We start from the raw sequence: 17544 nt of genomic DNA, 5'->3' as shown, positions 1-17544 counted from the left end.
GTCATGGCGAAGCTGGGTAAACGCACGGTCGCCGCGCGCGCCGCTTTCGACGGCAAGGCGAACCTCTCGGTCGAAGAGGCGGTGAAGCTGGTCAAGGCCAATGCCACCGCGAAGTTCGACGAGACGCTCGAAATCGCCATGAACCTGGGTGTCGACCCGCGTTACGCCGACCAGATGGTCCGCGGCGTGGTTCAGCTGCCGAACGGCACGGGCAAGGTCGTCCGCGTCGCCGTTTTCGCGCGCAACGCGAAGGCTGACGAGGCGAAGGCCGCCGGTGCCGACATCGTCGGCGCGGAAGACCTGATGGAGACCATCCAGTCGGGCAAGATCGAGTTCGATCGCTGCATCGCGACGCCGGACATGATGCCGATCGTCGGCCGTCTGGGCAAGATCCTCGGGCCGCGCAACCTGATGCCGAACCCGAAGGTCGGCACGGTGACCATGGACGTGGCGGCTGCGGTCGCTGCTGCCAAGGGTGGCGAAGTGCAGTTCAAGGTCGAGAAGGCCGGCGTGATCCACGGCGGTATCGGCAAGGTCTCGTTCACCGAGGACAAGCTGGCCGAGAACGTTCGCGCCTTCGTCGAGGCTGTCGTCAAGGCGAAGCCGACCGGCGCCAAGGGAACCTACCTGAAGAAGGTCTCGATCTCCTCGACCATGGGTCCGGGCGTGACGCTGGACCTCGCTTCGACCGCGAAGTGATGTGATCGACGATCGGAGCCTTGGGGTTCCGAATCGGAAAGGGCGGGGCCGTTGGCTCCGCCCTTTTGCTGTCTGTGGAGCTGGCTTTTCCGCTGCGCTGGCGGTGTGAAGGGGGCTCTGCCCCCTCGGGCCTGCGGCCCTCACCCCCGGGATATTTGGGGCAAAGCGAAAGCAGGGTGCGTCCCTGGCGGGCCAGGCGTGCGGGCGCGGGCGGCGGCGCCGGAGGGGTGGCGTCCCCGGGGCGCGCGGGCCTCGGGGTTCCGGCGGTGAAGGGCGGGAATCTAGGGGCTTGGCAAGGCGGAGAACAGGGCCTATAGACACCGCCTGTGGTCTGCCCGTGATTCTTCGCGGGTTTTCCGCGTCGTCCGAGACGGTGGGTGTCGCAAGACTTAATATCCTGCCTGAGATGGGAACTGAGAATACCTCCGGGGCTCGCCTCGGGCGATCTTCTCGGGACCGTCAATCGGACCCGGCCTCTGGCACACGCCAGAGGACAATGAGAGCCGGGGGGAAACCCCCAAACTTGGAGTGTAACCGTGGATAGAGCCCAGAAAGAGAAAGTGGTCGAGGAACTCGGCCAGATCTTCGCAAGCTCTGGCGTCGTAGTGGTTGCCCACTACGCCGGTATGACGGTTGCTCAGATGCAGGACCTCCGCGCGAAGATGCGCGAAGTCGGGGGTTCTGTTCGCGTTGCCAAGAACACGCTCGCCAAGATCGCCCTGGAAGGCAAGCCCTGCGAAAGCATGGGCAATCTTCTGTCGGGTATGACCGTTCTCGCCTTCTCCGACGATCCTGTGGCTGCTGCCAAGGTCGCGGACGCGTACGCCAAGACGAACGACAAGTTCGTCATCCTCGGCGGCGCGATGGGCGACACGGCTCTGGATGTTGCCGGTGTCAAGGCCGTCGCCCAGATGCCGTCGCGTGAGGAGCTTATCGCTTCGATCGTCGGCTGCATTGGTGCTCCTGCCTCGAACATCGCCGGTGCCATCGGCGCGCCTGCTTCGAACATCGCGGGCATCCTCAAGACGCTTGAGGAGCGGGAAGCCGCCTGAAGCAATCATCTGCCGGCGTCGTAACGATACGACGTTGGAAACCCTATATCGGAATGGAACGGAAAAATGGCCGATCTCAAAGCCCTTGCTGAGCAGATTGTTAACCTGACCCTGCTCGAAGCCCAGGAACTGAAGACCATCCTGAAGGATGAATATGGCATCGAACCGGCTGCCGGCGGTGCTGTCATGGTCGCTGGCCCGGCTGCTGCCGCGGCTGAAGCTGCCGAAGAAAAGACCGAGTTCGACGTCGTCCTCGTGGACGCCGGTGCGAACAAGATCAACGTGATCAAGGAAGTTCGCGCGATCACCGGTCTCGGCCTGAAGGAAGCCAAGGACCTCGTCGAGGCCGGTGGCAAGGTCAAGGAAGCGGCTGCCAAGGCCGACGCCGAAGACATCAAGAAGAAGCTCGAAGCGGCTGGCGCCAAGGTCGAGCTCAAGTAATCCGGACGGATGCGTTCGCATCCGACCAGATGATCTCAGGGCTGGCTCCGGTTTCCGGGGCCAGCTTTAGCTGTCTCGGAGAGGACTTTTCCCGCAAGGGGCGTCCGAAAGTCTTCTCCAAGGCGGCGATGCGGTTCGGGAGCCTTCCGGTGGGACGGGGGGCAGGTATGGAACCGCGCCCCTTCATTCGCCTGCGGCGCGCACCGGGCCCCGACGTTGCGCACCCGCGAAGAGACGAAAGGTCACGACAAGCATGGCTCACGCTTACGTTGGTCAGAAGCGCATCCGCCGCTTTTACGGTAAAATCCGCGAAGTCCTGGAAATGCCGAACCTCATCGAGGTTCAGAAGGCCTCCTACGATCTGTTCCTGAGATCGGGCGACGGGGACAAGCCGCAGGATGGCGAAGGCCTGCAGGGCGTGTTCCAGTCGGTCTTCCCGATCAAGGATTTCACTGACACCGCGGTTCTCGAATTCGTCAAATACGAGCTGGAGAAGCCGAAGTTCGACGTCGAGGAGTGCATGCAGCGCGACCTGACCTATTCGGCTCCGCTGAAGGTCACGCTGCGCCTGATCGTGTTCGATGTCGACGAGAACACCGGCGCGCGTTCGGTCAAGGACATCAAGGAGCAGGACGTCTACATGGGCGACATGCCCCTGATGACGCAGACCGGCACCTTCATCGTCAACGGCACCGAGCGGGTGATCGTGTCGCAGATGCACCGCTCGCCGGGCGTGTTCTTCGACCATGACCGCGGCAAGACGCATTCCTCGGGCAAGCTCTTGTTCGCCTGCCGCATCATTCCCTATCGCGGCTCGTGGCTCGATTTCGAATTCGACGCGAAGGACCTGGTGTTCGCGCGCATCGACCGTCGCCGCAAGCTGCCGGTGACCACGCTGCTCTATGCCCTCGGCATGGATCAGGAAAGCATCATGGATGCTTACTACAACACCGTCACCTTCCGCGCCGAGGGCAAGCGTGGCTGGGTGACGAAGTTCTTCCCCGAGCGCGTGCGCGGCACCCGTCCCACCTATGACCTGATCGACGCCGCCACCGGCGAGGTGATCCTCGAAGCCGGCGAGAAGGCCACGCCGCGCATGGTCAAGAAATGGGCCGAGGACGGCAAGGTCTCGGAGCTGCTGGTTCCGTTCGATCGCATCCTCGACCGCTATGTCGCCAAGGATATCGTCAACGACAAGACCGGCTTCATCTATGTCGAGGCCGGCGACGAGCTGACCGCGGAATACGACAAGGAAGGCCAGCTGGTCGGCGGCACGGTCAAGACGCTGCTCGACAACGGCATCACCGAGGTTCCGGTGCTCGACATCGACAACATCTCGGTCGGTCCCTACATCCGCAACACCATGGCTGCGGACAAGAACTGGAACCGCGAGACCGCGCTGATGGACATCTACCGGGTCATGCGCCCGGGTGAGCCGCCGACTGTCGAGGCTGCCTCGACCATGTTCGACGGCATGTTCTTCGACACCGAGCGCTATGACCTCTCGGCCGTCGGCCGCGTGAAGATGAACATGCGCCTCGACCTCGACGCGCCCGACACGCAGCGCACGCTGCGCAAGGACGACATCATCGCCTGCATCAAGGGCCTGGTGGAACTGCGCGACGGCAAGGGCGAGATCGACGACATCGACCACCTCGGCAACCGCCGCGTGCGCTCGGTCGGCGAGCTGATGGAAAATCAGTATCGCGTCGGCCTGCTGCGCATGGATCGCGCGATCAAGGAACGCATGTCCTCGGTCGAGATCGACACGGTGATGCCGCAGGATCTGATCAACGCGAAGCCCGCGGCCGCCGCGGTGCGCGAGTTCTTCGGCTCCTCGCAGCTCTCGCAGTTCATGGACCAGACCAACCCGCTGTCCGAAGTGACGCACAAGCGTCGCCTCTCGGCCCTCGGGCCGGGCGGTCTGACCCGCGAGCGCGCTGGCTTCGAGGTTCGCGACGTTCATCCCACCCACTACGGCCGCATGTGCCCGATCGAAACGCCCGAAGGTCAGAACATCGGTCTGATCAACTCGCTGGCGACCTTCGCGCGGGTCAACAAGTATGGCTTCATCGAGACCCCCTATCGCAAGGTCATCGACGGCAAGGTCACCGACGAGGTGGTCTACATGTCGGCGACCGAGGAAATGCGCCACACCATCGCCCAGGCCAACGCGGCCCTGGACGCCGAGGGCCGTTTCACCGACGAGCTGGTCTCCACCCGTCAGGCCGGCGAGTTCATGCTGAACCCGCCCGAAGCCATCGACCTGATCGACGTGTCGCCGAAGCAGCTGGTTTCGGTCGGTGCGGCGCTCATCCCGTTCCTTGAAAACGACGACGCCAACCGCGCTCTGATGGGTGCGAACATGCAGCGTCAGGCGGTTCCGCTGATCCGCGCCGAGGCTCCCTTCGTGGGCACCGGCATGGAAGCGGCCGTGGCGCGCGACTCGGGCGCGGCGATGATGGCGAAGCGTGGCGGTATCGTCGACCAGGTCGACGCGCAGCGTATCGTTATCCGTGCGACCGAGGATCTCGGCACCGGCGATGCCGGCGTCGACATCTATCGTCTGCGCAAGTTCAAGCGTTCGAACCAGTCCTCGACCATCAACCAGCGCCCGATCGTCAAGGTCGGCGAGCAGGTCATGAAGAACCAGGTCATTGCTGACGGTCCCTCGACCGATCACGGCGAACTGGCGCTCGGCCGGAACGTGATCGTCGCGTTCATGCCGTGGAACGGTTACAACTACGAGGACTCGGTTCTCGTGTCGGAGCGCATCCACCACGATGACGTCTACACCTCGATCCACATCGAGGAGTTCGAGGTCGCTGCGCGCGATACCAAGCTCGGGCCGGAAGAGATCACCCGCGACATCCCGAACGTCGGCGAGGAAGCCCTGCGCAACCTCGACGAGGCCGGTATCGTCTACATCGGCGCCGAAGTCGGCCCGGGCGATATTCTCGTGGGCAAGATCACCCCGAAGGGCGAAAGCCCGATGACCCCGGAAGAAAAGCTGCTGCGCGCGATCTTCGGCGAAAAGGCCTCGGATGTGCGCGACACCTCGCTGCGGATGCCTCCGGGCGGCTACGGAACCATCGTCGAAGTGCGCGTGTTCAACCGCCACGGCGTCGACAAGGACGAGCGCGCGCTGCAGATCGAGCGTGAGGAAGTCGAACGTCTGTCGCGCGACCGCGACGACGAGCTGGCGATCATCGAGCGCAACATCTACGCCCGTCTGCGTCAGCTGATCATCGGCAAGACCGCGGTGAAGGGTCCGAAGGGCATCAAGGCCGGTTCCGAGATCACCACCGATCTGCTCGCCAGCCTGTCGAAGGGCCAGTGGTGGCAGCTCGCTCTGGAGAACGAGGCCGACGCCAAGGAAGTCGAGGCTCTGAACGACCAGTTCGACGCGCAGAAGCGCGCGATCGAGCTGCGCTTCGAGGACAAGGTCGAGAAGGTTCGCGCCGGTGACGATCTGCCTCCGGGCGTGATGAAGATGGTCAAGGTCTTCGTCGCCCAGAAGCGCAAGGTTCAGGCCGGCGACAAGATGGCCGGTCGCCACGGTAACAAGGGTGTCGTGTCGCGCATCTGCCCGATGGAAGACATGCCTTACCTGGCCGACGGCACTCCGGTCGACATCTGCCTCAACCCGCTCGGCGTGCCGTCGCGTATGAACGTCGGGCAAATTCTCGAAACCCACATGGGCTGGGCCGCGCGCGGTCTGGGCCTGCGGATCGACGAGGCGCTGAAGGACTATCGCAAGACGCATGACATCGCCCCGGTTCAGGACGCGATGCTCTATGCCTACGGCGACAAGACCTATCACGAGACGTTCGACACCATGGACGAGGATCGTTTCCTCGAATGTGCCGAGAACGTGCGCACCGGCGTTCCGATCGCCACCCCGGTCTTCGACGGGGCGAAGGAAGCGGACATCAACGACGCGCTGACCCGCGCGGGCTTCGACACTTCGGGCCAGACCGACGTCTATGACGGCCGGACCGGCGAGAAGTTCAACCGCAAGGTCACGGTGGGCATCAAGTATTACCTGAAGCTGCACCACCTCGTCGACGACAAGATGCACGCCCGTTCGACCGGTCCGTATTCGCTCGTCACGCAGCAGCCTCTGGGCGGCAAGGCGCAGTTCGGTGGCCAACGTCTCGGCGAGATGGAGGTCTGGGCGCTGGAAGCCTACGGCGCCGCTTACGTCCTGCAGGAAATGCTGACGGTGAAGTCGGATGACGTGGCGGGCCGCACCAAGGTCTACGAGTCGATCGTCAAGGGCGAGGACAACTTCGAGGCGGGCGTGCCCGAATCGTTCAACGTTCTCGTCAAAGAGGTCCGGGGCCTCGGCCTCAACATGGAACTCCTGGACTCGGAGGAAGAGGAGTGAGCGCCACGGCGCTCTCTCCCCACTCTGACCTCATTCAAGGAATTATCTGATGAACCAGGAACTGACGAACAACCCGTTCAACCCGATGACCCCGGCCAAGGCCTTTGACGAGATCAAGATCTCGCTGGCCTCGCCGGAGCGCATCCTGTCGTGGTCCTATGGCGAAATCAAAAAGCCCGAGACCATCAATTACCGCACCTTCAAGCCCGAGCGCGACGGCCTGTTCTGTGCCCGCATCTTCGGGCCGATCAAGGATTACGAGTGCCTGTGCGGCAAGTACAAGCGCATGAAGTATCGCGGCGTCGTGTGCGAGAAGTGCGGCGTCGAAGTGACGCTGCAGAAGGTGCGCCGCGAACGCATGGGGCATATCGAGCTCGCCGCGCCCTGCGCCCATATCTGGTTCCTCAAGTCGCTGCCCTCGCGCATCGGCCTGATGCTGGACATGACGCTGCGTGACCTTGAACGCATCCTGTATTTCGAGAACTACGTCGTCATCGAGCCGGGTCTGACCGATCTTACCTACGGTCAGCTGATGACCGAAGACGAGTTCATGGACGCGCAGGACAACTTCGGCGCCGACGCCTTCACCGCCAACATCGGTGCCGAGGCGATCCGCGAGATGCTGTCCGCCATCGACCTCGAGGCGCTGGCCGAACAGCTGCGCGAAGAGCTGAAGGAAGCCACGGGCGAGCTGAAGCCGAAGAAGATCATCAAGCGCCTGAAGGTCGTCGAATCCTTCCTGGAATCGGGCAACCGTCCGGAATGGATGATCCTGACCGTCCTGCCGGTGATCCCGCCGGAGCTGCGCCCGCTGGTGCCGCTCGACGGTGGCCGCTTCGCGACCTCGGATCTGAACGACCTGTATCGCCGCGTCATCAACCGCAACAACCGTCTGAAGCGGCTGATCGAGCTGCGTGCGCCCGACATCATCGTGCGCAACGAAAAGCGGATGCTGCAGGAATCGGTCGATGCGCTGTTCGACAACGGCCGTCGCGGCCGCGTCATCACGGGCACCAACAAGCGCCCGCTGAAGTCGCTCTCCGACATGCTCAAGGGCAAGCAGGGCCGGTTCCGTCAGAACCTGCTCGGCAAGCGCGTCGACTTCTCCGGCCGTTCGGTCATCGTGACCGGCCCGGAGCTGAAGCTGCATCAGTGCGGCCTGCCGAAGAAGATGGCGCTCGAACTGTTCAAGCCGTTCATCTATTCGCGCCTCGAGGCCAAGGGCCTGTCGAGCACCGTGAAGCAGGCGAAGAAGCTGGTCGAGAAAGAGCGTCCCGAGGTCTGGGATATCCTGGATGAAGTCATCCGCGAACATCCGGTGTTCCTGAACCGCGCGCCGACGCTGCACCGTCTGGGTTTCCAGGCGTTCGAGCCGACGCTGATCGAAGGCAAGGCGATCCAGCTGCACCCGCTGGTCTGCTCGGCGTTCAACGCCGACTTCGACGGTGACCAAATGGCCGTGCACGTGCCGCTCTCGCTGGAAGCCCAGCTGGAAGCGCGCGTGCTGATGATGTCGACCAACAACGTTCTGTCGCCCGCCAACGGCGCGCCGATCATCGTTCCGTCGCAAGACATGGTTCTCGGCATCTATTACGCCACCATGATGCGCAAGGGCATGGTCGGCGAAGGCTCGATCTTCGGCTCGCTCGACGAGATCGAATACGCGCTGGCCGCGGGTGCGGTGCATCTGCACTCGAAGATCACCGCGCGGATCAAGCAGATCGACGAAGAGGGCAACGAGGTCTGGAAGCGCTACGAGACCACGCCCGGCCGGATGCGTCTTGGCGCGCTGCTGCCGCTGAACGCCAAGGCTCCGTTCGATCTGGTGAACCGTCTTCTGCGGAAGAAGGACATCCAGAGCGTCATCGACACCGTCTACCGCTACTGCGGCCAGAAGGAATCGGTGATCTTCTGTGACCAGATCATGTCGATGGGCTTCAAGCAGGCCTGCCTTGCCGGCATTTCGTTCGGCAAGGACGACATGGTCATCGCCGACAACAAGTGGGAAATCGTCGACGCGACCAAGGCTCAGGTCAAGGACTTCGAGCAGCAGTACATGGACGGCCTGATCACTCAGGGCGAAAAGTACAACAAGGTCGTCGATGCCTGGTCGAAGTGCAACGACAAGGTCACCGAGGCGATGATGAAGACCATCTCCGCCCCGAAGTTCGACGAGAACGGCGCCGAGATGGAACCGAACTCGGTTTACATGATGGCCCACTCCGGTGCCCGTGGCTCGGTCACGCAGATGAAGCAGCTCGGCGGTATGCGCGGCCTGATGGCCAAGCCGAACGGCGAGATCATCGAGACGCCGATCATCTCGAACTTCAAGGAAGGTCTGACCGTTCTTGAATACTTCAACTCGACCCACGGCGCCCGTAAGGGTCTGTCGGATACCGCTCTGAAGACGGCGAACTCGGGTTACCTGACCCGTCGTCTGGTCGACGTGGCGCAGGACTGCATCGTGCGTCAGCACGACTGCGGCACCGAGCACGCGATCACCGCGACTGCGGCCGTCAACGACGGCGAAGTCGTGGCGAAGCTGAGCGAGCGCGTTCTGGGCCGCGTGGCCGCCGAGGATGTCCTCGTTCCGGGCACCGACGACGTGATCGTGCGCAAGAACGAGCTGATCGACGAACGCAAGGCCGACCTGATCGAGACCAACCAGATCCAGTCCGTGCGCATCCGCTCGGCGCTGACCTGCGAGGCCGAGGAAGGCGTCTGCGCGCTGTGCTACGGCCGCGACCTCGCGCGCGGCACGCTGGTCAACCAGGGCGAGGCGGTGGGTATCATCGCCGCGCAGTCGATCGGCGAGCCGGGAACGCAGCTGACCATGCGGACCTTCCACATCGGCGGCGTCGCCCAGGGCGGCCAGCAGTCGTTCCAGGAAGCGTCGCAGGAAGGCAAGATCGAGTTCCGCAACGCGAACCTTCTGGTCGCGGAGAACGGCGATCAGATCGTCATGGGCCGCAGCATGCAGATCGCCATCGTCGACGATCACGGCGTGGAGCGGGTGTCCTACAAGCTCAGCTACGGCTCGAAGCTGCACGTCAAGGATGGCGAGCAGGTCAAGCGCGGCACCAAGCTGTTCGAATGGGACCCCTACACCCTGCCGATCATCGCCGAGAAGTCGGGCCGCGTGAAGTTCGTCGACCTGGTGACCGGTATCTCGGTCAAGGAAGACACCGACGATGCGACCGGCATGACCCAGAAGATCGTGACCGACTGGCGCACCGCGCCCAAGGGCAACGATCTGAAGCCGGAGATCCTGATCGTCGGCGAAGATGGCGAACCGATGCGCAACGAGGCCGGTCACCCGGTCACCTACACGATGTCGGTCGACGCCATTCTCTCGGTCGAAGACGGTCATGACATCAAGGCCGGCGACGTGGTCGCCCGTATTCCGCGCGAAGGTGCGAAGACGAAGGACATCACCGGCGGTCTGCCGCGCGTGGCCGAACTCTTCGAAGCCCGTCGTCCGAAGGACCACGCGATCATCGCGGAAGTCGACGGCTACGTGCACTTCGGCAAGGACTACAAGAACAAGCGCCGGATCACGATCGAGCCGTCGCAGGCAGGTCTGGAGCCGGTTGAATACATGGTGCCGAAAGGCAAGCACATCCCGGTGCAGGAAGGCGACTTCGTGCAGAAGGGTGACTACATCATGGACGGCAACCCGGCGCCGCACGACATCCTGCGCATCATGGGGGTCGAGGCTCTGGCCGACTACCTCATCAACGAGGTGCAGGACGTCTATCGACTGCAGGGCGTGAAGATCAACGACAAGCACATCGAGGTGATCGTTCGCCAGATGCTGCAGAAGATCGAGATCACGGACTCGGGCGAGACGACGCTGCTCAAGGGCGAAAACGTCGACAAGCACGAGTTCGACGAGGAGAACCGCAAGGTCGAAGCCCGTGGCGGTCGCCCGGCGCAGGGCCAGCCGGTGCTGCTCGGCATCACCAAGGCCTCGCTGCAGACGCGTTCGTTCATCTCGGCTGCGTCCTTCCAGGAGACCACCCGCGTGCTGACCGAGGCCTCGACCCAGGGCAAGCGCGACAAGCTGGTCGGTCTGAAGGAGAACGTGATCGTCGGCCGTCTGATCCCGGCCGGCACGGGCGGCGCCACCAGCCGCGTGCGCAAGATCGCGACCGAGCGCGACAGCAAGGTGATCGAGGAACGCCGTGCGGAGGCCGCAGCGGCCGCCGCGCTCGCCGCCCCGGTCGAGGCTGCCGCGTCGGATACGCCGGAAGGCGAACTCTGATCCTTCCTTCGGCCCCTTCCGGGGCCGAAGACCCTTTCCAGCGCCCCTGCACGGATGTCGTGCGGGGGCGTTTTCATGTTCCCGCCCGCGACTTCACGGCCCGGTGACGTTCGCGTGTGGCGCCGTTTACAAGCGCCCGGCGGGCAGGTAATCAGTGGCAGCCTGCAACGGGGGCCCGAGGAGGCCGCATCATGACCGAAGTTTCCATCGTGATCCCGGCCCGGAACGAGGCCAGCAACATCGAGACGCTGCTCGACGGGATCGAGGCGGCGCTCGCCGGGCGCGATTTCGAAATCGTGGTGGTCGACGACGCCTCGGATGACGGGATGGCGGCGATTCTTTCGGCGCGGCTTGCGCGGTCGCCGGTGCTGCGGGTGCTGCGCCATGACGTCGCGGGCGGGCAGTCGGCGGCGGTGCATTCGGGCGTGCGCGCGGCGCGCGGCACGATCTGTGCGACACTCGACGGCGACGGACAGAACCCGCCCGAGGAACTGCCGCGTCTGATCGCTCCGCTTCTGGCCGAGGGCGCCGAGGCCGTCGGTCTCGTCGCTGGCCAGCGCGTCGGGCGGCAGGATACGCTGTCGAAGAAGCTCGCCTCGCGGTTCGCCAATGCGCTGCGGCAGAAGGTGCTGAACGATCATACCCGCGACACCGGCTGCGGGCTGAAGGCGTTCCGGCGCGAGGCCTTCCTGGCACTGCCCTATTTCAATCACATGCACCGCTATCTTCCGGCGCTGTTCGCGCGCGATGGCTGGCAGGTGGCGCATGTCGATGTCAGCCATCGCGCCCGGGGCGGCGGCAGCTCGCATTACAACAATCTTCAGCGCGGACTGGTCGGCGCGGTCGATCTGCTGGGCGTGGCCTGGCTGATCCGCCGCCGCAAGACCGCGCGCCCGACCGAGGTGTCCAGATGACCGCCTGGCTTGAACGCGTCCTGCATGTCTCGAGCATGACCGAACTGTGGTGGGTCGTGTTCGGCTTTGCCGCGCAGCTGATGTTCACCGCACGCTTTCTGTTGCAGTGGATCGCCTCCGAACGGGCGAAGGACTCGGTGATGCCGGTGGCATTTTGGTATTTCTCGCTCGCGGGCGGGGTGATGCTGCTGTCCTACGCGGTCTATCGTGCCGATCCGGTGTTCATCCTGGGCCAGTCGCTCGGGGTGGTGATCTACGCGCGCAACCTCTGGCTGATCCATGCCAAGCGCCGCGCGGGCTGAGCCGGGCTGGCTGCGGCCGGCGCTGGCGCTGGTCGGCTGTGTCACGTTGGCCCGGCTGATCGCGCTCGGTTTCGACCGCACCGACCTGTTCGTCGACGAGACGCAATACTGGCTCTGGGGCCGGAACCTCGATTTCGGCTATTATTCCAAGCCGCCGCTGATCGGCTGGCTGATCCGCGCGGTGACGGAACTGGCGGGCTCGGCCTCGCCGTTCTGGGTGCGGATGCCGGGGGCGGTGCTGCACGGGGCGACGGCGCTGATCCTCGGGGCGCTGGCGGCGCGTGTCGCGGGCCGCTCCGCGGCGATCTGGACCGCGGCGCTTTATGTGACGCTGCCCTTCGTCGCGCTCGGTTCGGTGATGATCTCGACCGATACGGTGATGGCGCCGTTCTTCGCCGCTGCGCTGCTGTTCTTCTGGCGCGCGGGCGAGGGGCGTCTGGCGCGCGATGCGGCGTTCGCGGGCGCCTGCGCGGGCGCAGCTTTCATGGCGAAATATGCCGCCGTCTATGTGCTGATCGGGGCCGCGCTGGCTGCGGCCCTCGTGCCCGAGCGGCGGATCGGCTGGCGCAACACGGCGATCTTGCTGATCGCTTTCGTCGCGGTGATCTCTCCCAACCTGATCTGGAACGTCGCGCATCAGTTCCTGACGGTGCGCCATACGGTCGACGATAACGTCGGGCTCGGACAGAACGGGGCAGGGGGGCTGCACTGGGGCGAGCTGGCGGCGTTCCTCGGGGCGCAGTTCGGCGTGTTCGGCCCGGTAGCGATGGTGGCGCTGTTGATTGGGCTGTTCCGGCGCGACGGGCGGGCGCGGGCGCTCGGTCTGCTGGCGCTGCCGCCGCTCGTCGCCGTCTGCGCCGAGGCGCTCCTGAACCGTGCCTATGCCAACTGGGCGATTTCCGCCTTCTTCGCGGGCACCGTGCTTGCGGTGATCGTGCTGCCGCGGTGGGGGCGGTGGACGGCGCTGGCGCTCAATCTGGTCGTGGCGGTGGCGATCCCGGCGCTGACGGTTCTGGCGCCCTGGCCCGAGATGAACGGCAAGCCCCTGCTGAATCGCTGGCTTGGCCGCGCCGAGCTGAGCCAGCGCATCCTTGCCCTCGCCATCGCGGACGGAGTGCCGGTCTATTCCGAGGACCGCGATATTCTGGCCGATCTGTTCTACACCGGCCGCGATTCCGGGGTGACGATCTATGCGCCGCGCCCCGAGGGGCGCCCTGCCAATTACTACGAGCAGACCTATCCCCTCCCGGAGGGCTACACCGGGCCCTTGCTGGCGATCCGGCGCACGCCGGTCCATTGCGGGGGCGTGCCGATGCCGCCGGCCGCGATCCTGAACGGATCCGGCACCTGGAGCGGCAAGAACGTGACCCCCTATCTGATCGGCGGAGATTGCCTTGCTGCTGCCCCGGATTGATTTTCTGAAGACCGGACTGGCGCTGGCGCTTGGCTGGGGCGTCGCGTTTGCGCTGTTTCGCGGCTGGCCCGGGATCGACCTCGCGGTTTCGGGGCTGTTCTGGTCGCCCGAAGCCGGGTTCGGCGTGCTGCAAAACCCGCTCTGGGAGGCGCTGCGCAACGGCTTGTGGGATCTGGAGATCGCTCTGGCCGTCGCGGCCTTCGCGCTGATGGTGGCTGCATGGATGCGCGGGCGTGCGGTGGCGGGGCTGCCGGTGCGGGCGACGGGCTTCATCGTGGCGTTGTTCGCCCTTGGCCCCGGGGTTCTGGTCAACGGCCTGTTCAAGAGCTTCGCCGGGCGCGCCCGCCCCGCGACGGTGACCGAGTTCGGCGGCGACCGGCTGTTCACCCCTGCCGGCACTTTCGCCGATCAGTGCAGCCGCAACTGTTCCTTCCCCTCGGGCGAGGTCTCTTCGGTCGTCGCGATGGCGGTGGCGCTGTGGCTGATCGCGGCACTGCCCGGGGCAATGCCGGTCCGGGGGCGCAGGGCGCTGCGGATCTTCGCGGTCGTGGCGGCGCTGTTCGTCATCGCGCAGCGGATCGTCGCGGGGCGACACTTCCTGTCGGATACGGTGTTCGCGGCGCTGATGGTGCTGACGCTGGCCTGGGGACTCTATGCACTCGTCTCGGGGCGGTTCGCGCACGCCCGCCGCGGCTGAGCCCAACCGGCCTGGTCCCGGGCCGGAGCCCTTGTTGACAAAGGGTCCGACTCCTCCTATAGCCCGACCACTTGCCGGGCGGAGTCTGCCCTGCGAGGCCTTCTTTCTGGAATGGTCCGGGCCGATTTTCCCGGATTTCCTCTGGGATTTCGGCGCATCCGATTCGCCTTCGGGGAATACGGGTGCAGTTTTGGCGTTCCGCGATACGCGCGGTTCGTCGTCGAGAAGCGGCGCATCTCAAACGGGCAACCGGGCGAGGATGCGAGTATTGACAGGTAAAAACGGGGAACCGAATGCCTACCATCCAGCAGCTGATCCGCAAACCGCGGCAGCCCAAGGTGACGCGATCCAAGTCGCAGCACCTTCAGCAGTGCCCGCAGAAGCGCGGCGTCTGCACGCGCGTCTACACCACGACGCCGAAGAAACCGAACTCGGCTATGCGTAAGGTCGCCAAGGTGCGCCTGACGAACGGCTTCGAGGTCATTTCCTACATCCCGGGCGAAAAGCACAACCTGCAGGAGCACTCGGTCGTGCTCATCCGCGGCGGCCGTGTGAAGGACCTTCCCGGTGTGCGCTACCACATCCTGCGCGGTGTTCTGGATACCCAGGGCGTCAAGGATCGTCGTCAGCGTCGTTCGAAGTACGGCGCGAAGCGTCCGAAGTAGGAGATTGCCACATGTCTCGTCGTCACTCCGCTGAGAAGCGCGAAGTTCTGCCCGACGCCAAGTATGGCGATCGCGTGCTGAGCAAATTCATGAACAACCTGATGATCGACGGCAAGAAGTCGGTCGCAGAGCGTATCGTCTATTCGGCCCTCGAACGTGTCGAAGGCAAGCTGAAGCGCGAGCCCGTGGAAGTCTTCCACGAGGCCCTCGACAACGTGAAGCCGGCCGTCGAAGTCCGGTCGCGTCGCGTCGGCGGTGCCACCTATCAGGTGCCGGTCGAAGTGCGTCCGACCCGTCGCGAAGCGCTGGCGATCCGCTGGGTCATCGCCGCCGCCAAGAAGCGCAACGAGCACACCATGGAAGAGCGCCTGGCCGGCGAGCTTCTGGATGCGGTGAACTCGCGCGGCGCCGCCGTGAAGAAGCGGGAAGACACCCATAAGATGGCCGACGCCAACAAGGCGTTCAGCCACTACCGCTGGTAAGGGAAGGAGCCCCTCATGGCACGCGAATATCCGCTGGAGCTCTATCGCAACTTCGGGATCATGGCCCACATCGATGCGGGCAAGACCACGACGACGGAGCGCATCCTCTACTACACCGGAAAGTCCCACAAGATCGGCGAGGTCCACGACGGCGCCGCGACGATGGACTGGATGGAGCAGGAGCAGGAACGCGGTATCACCATCACCTCGGCTGCGACGACCACCTTCTGGCAGCGCACCGAGACCGGCACCCATGAGGGGCCGAAATACCGCTTCAACATCATCGACACCCCCGGACACGTGGACTTCACCATCGAAGTCGAACGTTCGCTGGCGGTGCTCGACGGTGCTGTGTGTCTGCTCGATGCCAACGCCGGCGTCGAGCCGCAGACCGAAACCGTCTGGCGTCAGGCCGACCGCTACAAGGTTCCGCGGATCGTCTACGTCAACAAGATGGACAAGATCGGCGCGGACTTCTTCAACTGCGTCAAGATGATCAAGGATCGCACCGGTGCGACCCCCGCCCCGATCGCTCTGCCGATCGGCGCCGAGGACAAGCTGGAAGGCATCGTTGACCTCGTCACCATGGACGAGTGGGTGTGGAAGGGTGAAGACCTCGGCGCGAGCTGGGTTCGTGAGCCGATCCGCGACGAGCTGAAGGATGTCGCCGACGAATGGCGCGCCAAGCTGGTCGAACTCGCCGTCGAGCAGGACGACGCGGCGATGGAAGCCTACCTCGAAGGCACCGAGCCCGACGAAGAGAGCCTGCGCAAGCTGATCCGCAAGGGCACGCTGGCCATGGCCTTCGTTCCGGTCCTCGCCGGTTCGTCGTTCAAGAACAAGGGCGTGCAGCCGATGCTGAACGCCGTGGTCGACTACCTGCCGAGCCCGCTCGACGTGCCGGCCTATGTCGGCTTCGCTCCGGGCGACGAGACGGAAACCCGTAACATCGTGCGTCATCCGGCGGACGAAGAGCCCTTCTCGGCTCTGGCGTTCAAGATCATGAACGACCCCTTCGTGGGCTCGCTGACCTTCACGCGTATCTACTCGGGCGTCCTCAAGAAGGGCGATTCGATCCTGAACGCGACGAAGGGCAAGAAAGAGCGCATCGGCCGCATGATGATGATGCACGCCATCAACCGCGAGGAAATCGAAGAAGCCTTCGCGGGCGACATCATCGCGCTGGCCGGCCTGAAGGAAACGACCACGGGCGACACCCTGTGCGACGTGGCCAAGCCGGTCGTCCTGGAAACCATGACCTTCCCCGAGCCGGTGATCGAGATCGCCGTCGAGCCGAAGTCGAAGGCTGACCAGGAAAAGATGGGTCTGGCGCTGGCGCGTCTGGCTGCCGAGGATCCGTCGTTCCGCGTCGAGACCAACTTCGAATCGGGTCAGACGATCATGAAGGGGATGGGCGAGCTTCACCTCGACATTCTCGTCGATCGGATGAAGCGCGAGTTCAAGGTCGAGGCGAACATCGGTGCGCCGCAGGTGGCTTACCGCGAGACCATCTCGCGCGAAGCCGAGATCGACTACACGCACAAGAAGCAGACCGGCGGTACCGGCCAGTTCGCGCGCGTGAAGCTGGTCATCACCCCGACGGAACCGGGCGAGGGTTACTCGTTCGAATCCAAGATCGTCGGCGGTGCGGTTCCGAAGGAATACATCCCGGGCGTCGAAAAGGGCATCAAGTCGGTCATGGACTCGGGTCCGCTGGCTGGCTTCCCGGTGATCGACTTCAAGGTCGCGCTGATCGACGGTGCGTTCCATGACGTCGACTCCTCGGTGCTGGCGTTCGAAATCGCGACCCGTGCGGCGATGCGCGAAGGCCTGAAGAAGGCCGGTGCGAAGCTGCTCGAGCCGATCATGAAGGTCGAAGTGGTGACCCCGGAAGAATACACCGGCGGCATCATCGGCGACCTGACGTCGCGTCGCGGCATGGTTCAGGGTCAGGACACCCGCGGCAACGCGAACGTGATCCACGCCTTCGTGCCGCTCGCGAACATGTTCGGCTACATCAACAACCTGCGGTCGATGTCCTCGGGCCGCGCGGTCTTCACGATGATCTTCGATCACTACGAAGCCGTGCCGCAGAACATCTCGGACGAGATCCAGAAGAAATACGCGTAAGCCCGACGGCGCCGGGGCGACCCGGCGCCTGACGCTACGCGCTAGGAACATCAGGAGGCCATTATGGCAAAGGCAAAGTACGAACGGACGAAAC

Annotated in this window: 12 protein-coding genes; all 12 read left to right on the top strand. The window is 64.4% G+C overall.

The genetic code is table 11. The features are described 5' to 3' along the window. Nucleotides 1-3: 3 nt before the first annotated feature. Nucleotides 4-699: a 50S ribosomal protein L1 gene (gene rplA / locus CG50_RS10930; protein ID WP_036638187.1), complete on the top strand. Its 696-nt coding sequence runs from the start codon at nucleotides 4-6 to the stop codon at nucleotides 697-699. Between the two features lie 536 nt (nucleotides 700-1235). Then, nucleotides 1236-1751 (top strand): 50S ribosomal protein L10, encoded by a 516-nt coding sequence (gene rplJ / locus CG50_RS10925; RefSeq protein ID WP_036638184.1) that lies wholly within the window; start codon nucleotides 1236-1238, stop codon nucleotides 1749-1751. A 66-nt stretch (nucleotides 1752-1817) separates the two neighbouring features. Further along, complete coding sequence (rplL, locus tag CG50_RS10920) at nucleotides 1818-2192, top strand: 50S ribosomal protein L7/L12 (protein ID WP_036638182.1); 375 nt, start codon at nucleotides 1818-1820, stop codon at nucleotides 2190-2192. Nucleotides 2193-2445: 253 nt separating this feature from the next. Continuing rightward, nucleotides 2446-6582 carry a DNA-directed RNA polymerase subunit beta gene (rpoB, locus tag CG50_RS10915; RefSeq protein ID WP_036638180.1) on the top strand — a complete coding sequence of 1379 codons (4137 nt, stop codon included), beginning with the start codon at nucleotides 2446-2448 and terminating at the stop codon, nucleotides 6580-6582. A 49-nt stretch (nucleotides 6583-6631) separates the two neighbouring features. Beyond that, the gene (gene rpoC, locus CG50_RS10910; RefSeq protein WP_036638179.1) at nucleotides 6632-10846 is read left to right on the top strand and encodes a DNA-directed RNA polymerase subunit beta'; all 4215 of its coding nucleotides are present in this window, start codon (nucleotides 6632-6634) and stop codon (nucleotides 10844-10846) included. Nucleotides 10847-11037: 191 nt separating this feature from the next. Further along, nucleotides 11038-11760: a glycosyltransferase family 2 protein gene (locus CG50_RS10905; RefSeq protein WP_036638176.1), complete on the top strand. Its 723-nt coding sequence runs from the start codon at nucleotides 11038-11040 to the stop codon at nucleotides 11758-11760. After that, nucleotides 11757-12062 carry a lipid-A-disaccharide synthase N-terminal domain-containing protein gene (locus tag CG50_RS10900; RefSeq protein ID WP_036638173.1) on the top strand — a complete coding sequence of 102 codons (306 nt, stop codon included), beginning with the start codon at nucleotides 11757-11759 and terminating at the stop codon, nucleotides 12060-12062. The genes CG50_RS10905 and CG50_RS10900 overlap by 4 nt, the downstream gene beginning before the upstream one ends. Beyond that, nucleotides 12040-13476, top strand: coding sequence for an ArnT family glycosyltransferase (locus CG50_RS10895; RefSeq protein ID WP_051909911.1), 1437 nt, complete (start codon nucleotides 12040-12042; stop codon nucleotides 13474-13476). Before CG50_RS10900 ends, CG50_RS10895 begins: the two co-directional genes overlap by 23 nt. After that, entirely contained in the window at nucleotides 13457-14173 is a 717-nt protein-coding gene (locus CG50_RS10890) for a phosphatase PAP2 family protein (RefSeq protein ID WP_051909909.1), read from the top strand. Before CG50_RS10895 ends, CG50_RS10890 begins: the two co-directional genes overlap by 20 nt. A 293-nt stretch (nucleotides 14174-14466) precedes the next feature. Then, nucleotides 14467-14838 (top strand): 30S ribosomal protein S12, encoded by a 372-nt coding sequence (rpsL, locus tag CG50_RS10885; protein ID WP_028030315.1) that lies wholly within the window; start codon nucleotides 14467-14469, stop codon nucleotides 14836-14838. 11 nt (nucleotides 14839-14849) lie between these two features. Beyond that, entirely contained in the window at nucleotides 14850-15320 is a 471-nt protein-coding gene (rpsG, locus tag CG50_RS10880) for a 30S ribosomal protein S7 (protein WP_036638166.1), read from the top strand. A 15-nt stretch (nucleotides 15321-15335) separates the two neighbouring features. Then, a complete protein-coding gene (fusA, locus tag CG50_RS10875; RefSeq protein ID WP_036638164.1) occupies nucleotides 15336-17450 on the top strand; it encodes an elongation factor G in 2115 nt (704 codons plus the stop codon). Nucleotides 17451-17544 lie beyond the last annotated feature (94 nt).

The sequence above is a fragment of the Paenirhodobacter enshiensis genome (assembly GCF_000740785.1).
Classification (GTDB): domain Bacteria; phylum Pseudomonadota; class Alphaproteobacteria; order Rhodobacterales; family Rhodobacteraceae; genus Rhodobacter; species Rhodobacter enshiensis.
Note: the sequence above shows the minus strand (reverse complement) of the source record. Positions and strands in the feature narration are given on the sequence as shown.